Source organism: Bacillus sp. CZDM1 (assembly GCF_055502545.1).
The window spans coordinates 73970-85638 of sequence record NZ_JBUESO010000007.1 but is presented as its reverse complement, the minus strand read 5'-3'; the positions used below and the strand labels follow the sequence as shown (position 1 = coordinate 85638).

10 protein-coding genes and 2 riboswitches are annotated in these 11669 nt (G+C 39.8%); of the genes, 3 read left to right on the top strand and 7 right to left on the bottom strand.

Translation table 11 applies throughout. The annotated features are described in order from the left end of the window. Positions 1-43: 43 nt before the first annotated feature. Both ACY3XC_RS17065 and ACY3XC_RS17060 read left to right on the top strand, forming a co-directional pair. The gene (locus tag ACY3XC_RS17065) at positions 44-961 is read left to right on the top strand and encodes a carbohydrate ABC transporter permease (protein WP_464869609.1); all 918 of its coding nucleotides are present in this window, start codon (positions 44-46) and stop codon (positions 959-961) included. Next, positions 961-1791, top strand: coding sequence for a carbohydrate ABC transporter permease (locus ACY3XC_RS17060; protein WP_464869608.1), 831 nt, complete (start codon positions 961-963; stop codon positions 1789-1791). The genes ACY3XC_RS17065 and ACY3XC_RS17060 overlap by 1 nt, the downstream gene beginning before the upstream one ends. A 60-nt stretch (positions 1792-1851) precedes the next feature. Here the strand turns inward: ACY3XC_RS17060 and ACY3XC_RS17055 are convergent, their stop codons facing one another. The 6 genes from ACY3XC_RS17055 to ACY3XC_RS17030 form a co-directional block, all read right to left on the bottom strand. Further along, on the bottom strand, positions 1852-3060 hold the full coding sequence (locus ACY3XC_RS17055; protein ID WP_464869607.1) for a M20 family metallopeptidase: 1209 nt from the start codon (positions 3058-3060) through the stop codon (positions 1852-1854). 59 nt (positions 3061-3119) lie between these two features. Further along, positions 3120-3950 carry a MetQ/NlpA family ABC transporter substrate-binding protein gene (locus tag ACY3XC_RS17050; RefSeq protein WP_464869606.1) on the bottom strand — a complete coding sequence of 277 codons (831 nt, stop codon included), beginning with the start codon at positions 3948-3950 and terminating at the stop codon, positions 3120-3122. Positions 3951-3968: 18 nt separating this feature from the next. Beyond that, the gene (locus ACY3XC_RS17045) at positions 3969-4619 is read right to left on the bottom strand and encodes a methionine ABC transporter permease (RefSeq protein WP_179156699.1); all 651 of its coding nucleotides are present in this window, start codon (positions 4617-4619) and stop codon (positions 3969-3971) included. Further along, positions 4609-5640: a methionine ABC transporter ATP-binding protein gene (locus ACY3XC_RS17040; RefSeq protein ID WP_464869605.1), complete on the bottom strand. Its 1032-nt coding sequence runs from the start codon at positions 5638-5640 to the stop codon at positions 4609-4611. Before ACY3XC_RS17040 ends, ACY3XC_RS17045 begins: the two co-directional genes overlap by 11 nt. Positions 5641-5725: 85 nt before the next feature. Beyond that, a riboswitch (SAM riboswitch) is annotated at positions 5726-5832 on the bottom strand. Between the two features lie 73 nt (positions 5833-5905). Continuing rightward, a riboswitch (SAM riboswitch) is annotated at positions 5906-6004 on the bottom strand. A 227-nt stretch (positions 6005-6231) separates the two neighbouring features. Continuing rightward, entirely contained in the window at positions 6232-6429 is a 198-nt protein-coding gene (locus tag ACY3XC_RS17035) for a hypothetical protein (RefSeq protein ID WP_179156697.1), read from the bottom strand. A gap of 163 nt (positions 6430-6592) precedes the next feature. Beyond that, positions 6593-7891 carry an MFS transporter gene (locus tag ACY3XC_RS17030; protein WP_464869604.1) on the bottom strand — a complete coding sequence of 433 codons (1299 nt, stop codon included), beginning with the start codon at positions 7889-7891 and terminating at the stop codon, positions 6593-6595. A gap of 193 nt (positions 7892-8084) precedes the next feature. Here ACY3XC_RS17030 and ACY3XC_RS17025 point away from each other — a divergent pair, with 193 nt between their 5' ends. Beyond that, positions 8085-9311, top strand: a complete 1227-nt coding sequence (locus ACY3XC_RS17025) for a helix-turn-helix domain-containing protein (protein WP_464869603.1) — start codon at positions 8085-8087, stop codon at positions 9309-9311. Between the two features lie 18 nt (positions 9312-9329). Here ACY3XC_RS17025 and ACY3XC_RS17020 read toward each other — a convergent pair whose 3' ends face one another. Beyond that, positions 9330-11474 carry an ABC transporter permease subunit gene (locus ACY3XC_RS17020; RefSeq protein ID WP_464869602.1) on the bottom strand — a complete coding sequence of 715 codons (2145 nt, stop codon included), beginning with the start codon at positions 11472-11474 and terminating at the stop codon, positions 9330-9332. Positions 11475-11669: the final 195 nt, after the last annotated feature.

The following is an 11669-nucleotide window of genomic DNA, read 5'->3' as shown; positions in this document are numbered from 1 at the left end:
CTCTCTTATTCTAAAATCCCTTGAAGTTAGGAAGGTGGCTCGGTTGGAGCAAACAGAAAAGGTTGTAAATACCAAAACAAACTTTCGAGTTAAAACGAGTAGAAGTTTATTAACTCCTAAAAATGTTCCATATGTTTTTATCGCACCGGCATTTCTGCTGATTTTAATTTTTACCGTTTATCCCGTGATTTTTTCATTTATATTAAGCTTTCAAGAGGTACGCGGTGTGGAGAAATCATTTGTTGGTTTGGCCAATTATTTTCGTTTATTCCAAGATCCCGTATTCTATAAATCGCTGTTAAATACCTTTCAAATTTTAATTGTCCAAGTCCCAATCATGCTTTTTCTCTCTTTACTGATTGCTGTGGGGCTGCATTCTTCTATGTTAAAAGGGAAGGCGTTTTTTCGAATCTCTTTCTTTATGCCTGCCATCACAGCGCTTGTTGCAGCGTCGATTGTTTTTATGATCCTTTTAGATGAGCATTTCGGTCTCGTCAACTATTTATTATCATTCATCGGTGTTGAAGCCATCCCGTGGTTAACAACTCCATTTTGGGCGAAGGTCTCTGTCATCCTTGTTATGACCTGGAGATGGACAGGATACAATATGGTGATATTTTTAGCCGGATTACAGAATATCCCATCCGAGCTGTATGAAGCTGCAAGTATTGATGGAGCAAGTAAAGTAAAGCAATTTTTTATGATTACCATTCCTCAATTAAAACCTGTATTTATTTTTACAGTTGTCATGTCAACCATTGGCACCCTTCAGCTGTTTGACGAGCCGTTCATTTTGACTCAAGGCGGACCAAATAATGCCACGATGACGATTACACTTTATTTATATGAAGCAGGCTTTAAATTTTTTGATTTTGGATATGCCTCAGCGATTGCCTATGTTCTCGTAATCATCACGGCAATCATATCATGGGTTCAGATGAAATTAGTAGGTGATGAATAATGATACATTCTAAGAAACTATCTACGAAAATAGGGCTTTATGGTTTATTAATAGCAGGTGTTCTTCTTTCGATTGCCCCATTTTATTGGATGCTTGTCGGCTCGACCCTGCCATCAGGAGAGATTTTTCATTTACCGCCTAAACTTCTTCCAGGTGATTACTTGGCAAAGAACTTTCAGTCGCTTAATGAGTCATTAGGGTTTGCCAAAATCTTTTGGAATTCATTATTTATTGCTCTCGTTTATACATTGGTTAGTACACTTATTAGTTCAATGGCTGGATACGCATTTGCAAAGTTTAATTTTAAGGGAAAGAACTTGTTTTTTTTCATTATTTTATGCACATTAATGATTCCTTCTCAGGTGACGTTGATTCCACTGTTTGAAATGATGGTAACCTTTAATTGGTTAAATACGTATCAAGCGATCATTTTGCCAACCTTGGCTTCACCTTTTGCGATCTATTTAATGAGGCAGAATATGAAGTCGGTTCCAGACTCGATTATTGAGGCTTCCCGAGTAGATGGGGCAGGGGAATTAAAAATATTTTTCACGGTTATTTTGCCTGTAACAAGACCTGCAATGGCTGCGGTAGCTATATTTCTATTTATGTCCCAATGGAATAGCTTACTTTGGCCGCTAATTACGTTAAATTCACAAGAAATGTTCACCCTTCCTGTTGCATTATCCAGTTTAATCGGAATGGCGCGGATTGATTATGGACAGTTAATGCTGGGAACTACCTTATCTACGGTCCCCATTATGATCTTTTTCCTATTGCTGCAAAAGCATTTTATCTCTGGTATTTTAGGTGGAGCGGTAAAAGAGTAACAGGTGGTAAGGACTTAAAACAAAAGCGCCCAGCGACAATTTTAGTCACTGGGCGTCTTTTTATTTTGATTCTGCCGCTTTTCTTTCTTTGAACTCTGCTTTAATTTGAGCTAATGTGTCTTCATCTGTGATTAGTTTTAATGCGGTTAGTGCCAATGCTTTTGCACCTGTTATTAGTGCTTGGTCGCCTCTAGAGGAAGCAGCGGCTTCCCTAAAAGGTACAGTATGGGCAACAAGGTCCGCTGATCCAATTTTAATATACGGGTGAATGGTTGGGACAACTTGACTGATGTTTCCTGCATCCGTTGAACCGATACCGGGTCTGTCCCCTTCTGCAATGGTTTCACCTAGTTCTTCAACGACTTCCTTGAACACGGCATCATAATGTCTATTTAATAGAAGATTATCGACTTCATTTTGAAAGGCGATGACCTTTAAGGTTGCTCCTGTGGCTAATGCAGCGCCTTCTGCCACTGCTTTTACCCGCTTAGTAACTTCGTTCAAACCGGCTCTTGTAGCAGCACGAATGTAAAATCTGGCTTTTGCATATTCAGGGATAATGTTTGGTGCATCTCCGCCATGGGTGATGATTCCGTGAATGCGCACATCGTCTTTAAGCTGCTGTCTTAACGCGTTGATGCCATTAAACAGCTGAATCACCGCATCTAATGCATTAATTCCCTCGTGCGGGGAAGCGGCGGCATGTGCTGGCTTTCCAATAAATTCAAAGTCTAGTGGATCAACAGCAAGAGAGGTGCTGGTTATGCGAGTCTCGCCACTTGGGTGAATCATAAGTGCGGCGTCAATCCCGTTCACTAGTCCATGTTTAACAAAGCTTCCCTTTGCACTGCCGTTTGGCCCGCCTTCTTCTGCAGGGGTACCGAAAACAACTGCTTCTCCGCCTGTTTCTGCTAAAACCTTGCTCAAGGCAATCGCTGCAGCGACGCTAGTAGTACCAATAATATTATGTCCGCAAGCATGCCCTAGGCCTGGAAGGGCATCATATTCTGCTAGGAATGCAATGGAGGGACCAGGTTTTTCTGACTTTTTACGAGCTACAAAGGATGTTTCATGTCCGGCAACAGCCTTTTCAACCTCAAATCCTTCTTTTAAAAGAATATCTGTCAGTAGTTCAGAAGCAAAAAATTCCTCATTGCCGATTTCAGGGTTTTCATGAATTTTATGGCTTGTTGAAAGGTAAAGCTCCTTATTGCCTTCTACATTTTCAAGGATTGTTTCTTTTAATGAAGCTAACGTTTTTGTTGTCATATTTTTCTTCCTCCTTATGTAAAGAGGTTTTTGCTGTGAGCAAAAACCTCTTTGAATTATTACCAGCCAATGTTACTTAACGGAACGAATGTTGGAATCATGTTACCTTTATACTCTTTTTCAATAAACTTAGCTGTATCTTCGGACTGATAAAGTTCTGCTAATCTCTTATATGTCTTGTTGTCTTTGTCTTTTGCTTGGACCGCAATAATATTAAGGTATGGGGTAGCTGTTTCACTTTCAACAAAAATCGCATCTTCTAATGGGCTAAGACCTGCATCACCAGCAATCCCGTTATTGATAACTGAAGCGGCAACGTCTGGAAGTGCTCTTGGTGTTTGTGCTGGTACAACAGCAACAAAATCAATGTTTTTAGGGTTTTCTTTTATTTGCGTAAGATCACCATTTGGATCGAAGTCTTCTGGTAATTCAATAAGTCCAGCTTCTTGCAGAAGTAATAAGGCACGTCCTTGATTGGATGCGTCGTTTGGAAGGGCAATTTTCGCACCATCTGGAATGTCTTTGACATCTTTGTATTTTTCAGAGTAAATTCCCATTGGGGCAAGGACCGTTGTCGCGATTGGCACTAGGTCTAAATTGTGTTCCTTAATAAATACGTCAAAATAGGCAACCGTTTGGAATGCATTCACATCAATTTCGCCTTCTGCAAGAGCTGTGTTGGGAGCGACGTAATCAGAGAATGAAACGATTTCGATATTGATTCCCTCTTTTTTAGCCTTTTTCGCTACAAAATCCCAAATACGTGTATCAGTTCCGCTGACACCAAGCTTAACGGTAGTTGATTCTTTACCCTCTGATGTTTTTTCAGCACAGGCTGCGCTAATAATCGCCAAAGTAATAATAATGATGGATAGTAAAAGTTTTTTCATCGTTAATTTCCCCCTAGTTTATCTTCGTCTGATTTTCTTTGCTGCTATATTTCCAAATGACTGCAGGCCTTGAACCATTACAATCAGAATTGCTACTGTAATCATCATTGTGACTGTATCAAAACGCTGGTAGCCATAGGTAATGGCTAAATCTCCAATCCCGCCGCCTCCGACAGCCCCAGCCATTGCCGATGCACCAACTAATCCGATAGTGGCTATCGTTAAGGCTAAAACAAGTGAACTTAGTGCTTCTGGAATAAGAAATTTAAAAATAATTTGCCCAGGGGTTGCACCCATTGCCTCTGCTGCTTCAATGACACCTGGATCCACTTCTAGCAATGAATTTTCTATTAATCTGGCAATATAGGGACCGCAATAGAATACCAGAGGAACAACTGCCGCCGCCGTTCCAATCGATGTACCGACTATTAATCTTGTAACGGGAATCATCGCCACTAATAAAATAATGAACGGGACGGAACGAAAAATGTTAATGATCCCATTCAAGACGGTAAAGAACGGTAAATTCTGAAGCAGATGGCCTTTCCTAGTTACGACTAACAAGATTCCCAGCGGCAGACCAAGGATGGTTGAGAACAAGAGAGAGAAAGCGACCATTTGAATGGTTTCAATTAAGGCTTCTATGATTTGCTCTGAATTAACTAGCATGTGCGGTCACTTCCTTTATGCTGATTTTCTTCTGGTTGATATAGGTTAACGCTCGGATGACTTCTTTATCAGACCCCTGGAACTCAACAATGAGGTTTCCAAAAGGAGTTCCTTGAAGCTCGGTAATATTGCCGAACAAGACATTGATATGAATATCAAACTGTTTGGCTAGTTGTGACAATAATGGCTGACCCGCGGTGCTGCCGACAAAATTAATTCGGAAAATCCGCTGCATTCCATCATGCTTTTGAATGATTTCTTTAATAGAATCAGGCAGCTGGTCATTCATGACTGTGCTGACAAAATTTTTGGCAGTCTGTGTTTTGGGTGCTGAAAAGACATCAAACACTGTGCCTTCTTCAATAATTTTCCCTGCTTCGATAACGGCCACCCGGTCACATATCTCTCTAATTACCGCCATCTCGTGGGTGATAATTAGAATCGTAATGTTGTATTCGTTATTGATTTTTTTCAACAGCTGCAAAATCGAGCTGGTTGTCTGTGGATCGAGAGCAGATGTTGCCTCATCGCAAAGTAGAATGGAAGGCTGTGTTGCCAATGCTCTGGCGATTCCGACACGCTGTTTTTGTCCCCCGGAAAGCTGATCAGGATAATAGTCCGCCTTGTCTGCTAACCCGACAAATTCTAGTAATTCCATAACGCGCTTCTTAATCGCATCCTTAGGAACTTTGGCAAGTGTCAGAGGCATTGCCACGTTTGCAAATACTGTTTTTGAGTTTAATAGATTAAAGTGCTGAAAAACCATCCCAATATTTTTCTTAATCTCTCGGACCTCTTTGACAGACATAGAAGTGAGGTTATGACCATCAACAATCACACTGCCAGAGGTCGGACGCTCTAGTAAGTTCACACAGCGGATAAGTGAGCTTTTCCCAGCACCACTAAAGCCAATCACTCCAAATATCTCTCCCTTATTAATCTTCAAATCAATTCCGTTCAACGCGGCAACCTGCTGCCCGCCACTCTCATAAACCTTCTTAAGATTCTGAAATTCGATCATGGTGTATCGCTCCTTTATCAAATAAATAAAAAATCCTCTTCTAGAAACAAGAAGAGGATTGGCCAATGCAATGCATAGGAAGCTCTTCTTATCTCTCAAGCATTTTCCGCCTGCTGGATTTGGCACAGTCACCAATTTGGTTCCGCTGCCGAGGTGTCATAGGGCCAGTCCCTCAACCTCTCTGGATAAGAAATATTATTCAGTTAAAAATAAAAAACCTCTTCTTGAAAAAGAAGAGGGCGAATTGAAAAAATCATAGGTCCTCTTCTTATCTATCAAGTCGTACTTGCTGGATTTGGCACAGAATCAGAATTCCGCTGCCGAGGTGTCATAGGGCCAGTCCCTCAACCTCTCTTGATAAGAAGTATTTTTACTTTATTCATTTTTTGAACTTGTTAATTAATTTACTGTAGGAAAATTCAAAAGTCAAATACTATTTTTAAAATAATATTTAATCAGTTATCTTACAAACGCTTTCAAATGCTATAGATAGGCATTTTGAAAAAATAATATTTTTTTTATCGCAGACTTCAAATAAAGAGAAAAGAGAGCGTATGAATTCGCTCTCTTTCATGTTGCTTATTTTTAGAATTACCTTCTTTTACCAGCCAAATGAAGGACCCCATGGATGATTAGTACAAGAGAGAATAAAAGGATAGCCAGGACACCGATAAGGATAACTAATGGACTAAGCGGTGCAAAAAATCCTGTTAGCGGTACTCTTAGTAAAGCGAAACCAGCCAGGATACATAAGAAGTATAAAAAAGGACTGCGATCCAACACACTCATGGTATTCTCACTCCTTTCTAGGGTTAATACATTCGTATTCAAATAAGGAGTTATTTATTTACCAGAATAATAAATCAGTCCCATGTAACTATCTTTTTGGTAATATAATCCTCGCCTATGGACGGAAGGAGCAGTACCTTTGACATTGAACATTTACACTTTATTAAAATGCTTCCGCACTTTCCTTCACTGTATTTTTCACTGCAATCTCCGGATGAACCTTTCTTATGACGGTCGGTCTTAAAAGAGTAAGGACTACACTCACACATAATCCAGAAGACAGGAGCAGAACCCATTGTGCAGGGAAGATATCATACAAAAACCCATATAGCACCATTCCTAATGGTGATAAGGCCATGGCAACTGTTTCAATAAGGGAAAATACACGTCCCTTAAATTCATCTGCAATTTGTTTTTGCATCATTACTTGTGTTGGTGTATTGACGAAAACAATGCACACGCCTAAAACAAATTGAAGAAGAATGTAGTAGCCAAACATGATGTTGTAAGACATGGTGAAGAGTAAAGGGAAAGTGGCACTTCCCATGATGCCCCCCATGATAAGAATACCCCTTTTTGAAACCAGCAACGGAAATCTTATCTCTTTCCGGATGGAGAGATAAATCGATAACAGCAGCATGCCAACGGCAAAGGCGCCTTCTGTAAAACCAAAATGCTGGGAAAGCATTTTTAATTTTTCAATAAGAATGAAGGAATATCCAACCTGGTAGGCGCTGAAAAGGAAATTAACTAATAAGGCTATCCAGATAATGGTCATCAACATCGGCTGTAATTTTAAATAAGATACACCCGCCTTCATTCCTTGCCACATGGATTCTTTCGACTTTTCCACAGGTTCAGCTTTTTGGGCAGCGAACAAAGTGAAATTCATCGTGGCATCGAGAACAATCGCGATGGTAGAAGCGGCCATATAGAAAATCAGGAATAGCGGCATGGAAATGATTCCATACAAAAGTCCTCCGACTGCTGGAGAGGCAATAGCCGCAAAGGATACAGACATTTGATTTAAAGACATTGCTTTTTGAATTCTTGCTTCGTCCACAAGCCCTGTTATGGAGGAGGTGAATGCTACGCTGGAAAACATGGATGTAAGGGACAGGATGCAGGTAGTGATATAAATTGCTGTTAAAGATAATCCAGAGGTGACACTGACGACTAACAATCCCCCGATAGCCAAGGTAGTTGCAATTTGTGAGATAATCGCGATCCTTTTACGTGGATATTTATCGATGATATAACCTGCAAATGGTGCAGCGATGGTACGAGGTAATACATTGCAAATCAAGTTTAGTGCAAAACTTTTCGCCGATCCTGTGGCTTGCAAAATATAAAAACTAATGGCAAATGAATATACCTGTGAACCAAAAGAGGCAATCAGTTTGCTTATGGTAAAAGTCCAAAGATGGTAAGTGGCTTTTTTCAACATGGTGCTATTATTCACACTATCTCCTCATTCCTTAGAATTTTTGTAGAAGTTTAATTTAATTAAACAAAGCATAACATGAAGTTTTTACCAAATCAAGAAAAAGTTTAATTTAATTAAACAAAATCTAAGCCCGTTTTGGCTACAGCTTCCCATTTGTGGGTATGTTTAATATAATTAAACTATTCACAAGTAGGAGGATGTTCAGTCGATGCTCGGAGACCGAATACGAAAAATTAGAAAGCAGAAAAAGCTGACACTAGAAGCACTCGCAGGTGAGGGGCTTACGAAAGGTATGCTCAGTCTCATCGAAAACAATAAAGCGAAGCCTTCTATGGAAAGCCTCGTATACATTGCTGAGGGGCTGGGTGTTGAGGTAACGGATTTATTAGAGGAAATCAGCACACAGGAATTAAGAGAAACGCTTGAAAAGGCTGAAACGTTATATAATCAAAAATTGGAAAATACGACAGATAAATATAAACAGCTGCTGACTCTTATTGAACCTTATATAAAAAATCTACCCCAAGGATATGAATCAGCACGCTTATTAGATATCTATAGCAGAAGTCTTTACGAAGAAGAATTATCAGGCTGGGAGGAATTCCTAGATCAAGCTGCGGCCATGTATGACAAGATGAACTTAACAGCCAACCGCGCACAAATTGCGATCTTTCGTGAACTGGTGCACTTCGTTCAGCATGAGTATCAAAAGGCTTTAGAAAATTTGGTAAAGGAACGTGAAGAGATTGAATCCAATCATGTCTATATGGATCCAATGACCACTGTTGACCTTGACTATACTGAAGCAGTGTTACACTATGCGGTCGGAGATGATCGTTCAGCCACCGTTACGATGGAAAGGGCGATTGCTTTTTCAAAAGAGCATAAAATCTTTTATCGTATTGATGACTTATACAGACTTGGTGCAGGCCAGGCTATGATGCTGGGCGATAAAGAAAGAAGAGAACTGTATTTACGAAAGTTAAAGCAGTACGGTGAATTTGCGGATGATTTACTTTCTATACTCGTCCACGACCTTATTGTTGCCATGACTCTTAATGCTGAGAATCAAGAGTACATGAAAGCCTTAGAAATCATTGATCAATATTTGGAAGACCCAAAGGTTGAGGAAATAGTTGAATCTTTGTACCTAATTGAAAAAGGAAAGTCGCTCTATGGGCTAGGAGAGTATACAGAAGCCATTCTTCATTTTGAAAAAGTAGAGACGCCTTCTAGCACCCACCATCCGTTTGACTTGTCACTCTTTTATATTAGGTATTCTTACAAGGCACTTTGCCATTCAGAGCTTGGAGAGATGGAAGAGGCGGTTCAAGCTGCCAAACTGGCTGTTGAGAAATTCAGAGCCCTTCCAAATACACCTTTCAAGGAATTTGCGATCAAAACCTATGAAAAAATAACCCCCGTACATGAATGATTGTACGGGGGGCCTTTGTTAAATTCCTCTTTCAATCCCTCGTTTAAGCCTTGGGCCAAACCCTCGTTCTTTCTTCGGTTCAGCTTCAGGTTCATCCCGTTTGCCTTCGCTTCCAATCACTTTAAAGCTATTCTTGGTCATTTGATAGGAAGGAGCTTCACTTGCCTGATTCTCCTTTACCTTACGTGCTTTTGGAAGTTTATATAAAACTCCGACTTTAACCTGCTGCACTTCTTTCACCCCCTGGATAATCAGCTGCATCGCAAAAATGGCAAGCATGAAGGCAGCGAGTATCCACAAATACCAGTAGCGGCCAGAGGCGATGGTGGTTCTGCCTAATTCGCCAATTAACCCTGACCATTCATTGGTCATCGACATGGGAGGATTAGCACCTCCCGGATCAAAGTCAAGTTTAGTCCCGCCAAAGAAAAACTTAAATATTCCTAAATGAATAAAGATTAATAGTACTTGAATAAATTGAGTTCCAAGTAAAATCGTCAAACGGGGACCAATATGCGGGAAAATATGACGCCAGAAAAGATGAAATCTGCTGCCGCCTAAAACGCGGGCGCTGGCAATAAACTCATAATCAAGAACCCGCTTTATCTCTTTTCCTAATAAGACACTTGTTAAGGGAACAACCAGGATGGTTAAAATAAACATTTCTAATAATATCCGTTCGGTAAAGGTGTAAGTGAATTCATAGCCAAAACCAGTAAACGCCGGCATTAAGATTGGCGCAAGCAAGATGTAAGCTACCAAGCTTAATGGCAGAAAGTGAATCGAATCAATAAACTTTCCAAACCATTGCTGGGTACGTGGACCTAGGTGGAAAGCATAAATGACCCCAAACAAAAGCCCGCCGAGAATCCGTAATAAGGCGATTAACAAAGCAAAAATCAGTGTATACTTCGCGCCGATTACTAATTGGTCAAACAGGCTGAATCCTAATTTGTCTGAGCCAAAGAAAAAGGGCTTTGTTGGTGCATGCGGGACTGCGCTAAGGAGCGTTGCACCATCTTCTGCGTAATAAAGTAGTACTTGGTCGACGTGGTTATCGGTGGTGACCGAATAAATGATACTGTAGCTAATGGTTATAATGAAAAATAAGGCCCCAAGTGCAAACTTCCAATTTTTCATATGCCTTCCAAAGAGAAACAGTACATTGACAATTGGACGGAAGGGCGATAATTTTCTAAGGTTAATAGATTGAAGAGAAAAAAGGATGTTTTCAAAGAACCGCTTTGCCCCGCCTGTGATATTACCCATTCGCCATTTGTGCCACCAGGAACTTCGTCTTGTTTCGTAAGAAAGATGCTGATCTTCTTTAAGCCAAAGATCGACTAATTGGAATAGGAAGTAAAAGGGTGTAAAAATAAGACTCAGTGTAACAAAAATGGTTATCGGCTGGAAGTTATCAAGTAAGTAGAAGGTTAGTCCATGAACGTTAAACACCCGTTCAATAATAAATTGGCTTGAAAGTGTCCCCCAAATGATTATCTTTATATGATGAAACGAAAGGGGCATGATATTTTTTAAGATATGTCTGATTAAGATGTTGAATTTGTTTATCCCTTTACTTTTAACAAAGGTGACATAAACCTTCAAAAACTCTTCCTCTATCATAAGGATTAAAATCTTGAACATGGAGACGAGCGGTAAGATGGCCAAGGTAACGATTGGGGCAAAATAAGCCTTTTCCTTATAGCTGGCCACCTGAAATAAATCTAATCCAAACGTTTTAAAGATAACTATAGATAAAACTTGTAATAAGGTGGCGAGAATCAAATCTGGAACAGACTCCAATACATCAAGCAGTCTTTTTATCGGACTAAGCACTACTCTAGGCAAAAAGGCTGACCCTAAAGCGAGAAAAAGCGCGATGCTGAAACCTGCTAAAAGAGCTCCTAAGAGAATTTGCGTTGAATAAATAAATGCCGGCCCCATAACTTCCATCATTGGAGCACCGCCAGTTAGGGATCGCTCGAATTTATAAATCCATGTTTCTGGTTTAAACAAGTCCTTGCCAAAAGAGATTAATTGTTCAAAATAGCCTGGTGAATCAGGAGTTTCTCTAGTAGAAAAATATTGTGGGAAAATACTTACAGTAAATATCGAAAGTATTCCAAGTATATAGTATGTAATGAATCTAACAATCTTCAAATTCCCTCACCCCATTATCTCCTCTAAATTGCTACATTTGTATAATAGAAGTAGTGTCACGTAATGAAAATTATATTCGAAATATTCCCCCTTTTCAACTAAATTTATTACCAGTAATTTCAACTTATGGAATTTTGACGTAAGTGCGGCTGAATTGGTTACAAAAATAGGAAAAAATTTATTGGAGTAATAGAA

Excerpts from the sequence above, each read along its gene's own strand:
- ACY3XC_RS17060 (WP_464869608.1), top strand. The coding sequence starts at position 961 with ATGATACATTCTAAGAAACTATCTACGAAAATAGGGCTTTATGGTTTA.
- ACY3XC_RS17055 (WP_464869607.1), bottom strand. The coding sequence starts at position 3,060 with ATGACAACAAAAACGTTAGCTTCATTAAAAGAAACAATCCTTGAAAAT.
- ACY3XC_RS17050 (WP_464869606.1), bottom strand. The coding sequence starts at position 3,950 with ATGAAAAAACTTTTACTATCCATCATTATTATTACTTTGGCGATTATT.
- ACY3XC_RS17045 (WP_179156699.1), bottom strand. The coding sequence starts at position 4,619 with ATGCTAGTTAATTCAGAGCAAATCATAGAAGCCTTAATTGAAACCATT.
- ACY3XC_RS17040 (WP_464869605.1), bottom strand. The coding sequence starts at position 5,640 with ATGATCGAATTTCAGAATCTTAAGAAGGTTTATGAGAGTGGCGGGCAG.
- ACY3XC_RS17035 (WP_179156697.1), bottom strand. The coding sequence starts at position 6,429 with ATGAGTGTGTTGGATCGCAGTCCTTTTTTATACTTCTTATGTATCCTG.
- ACY3XC_RS17025 (WP_464869603.1), top strand. The coding sequence starts at position 8,085 with ATGCTCGGAGACCGAATACGAAAAATTAGAAAGCAGAAAAAGCTGACA.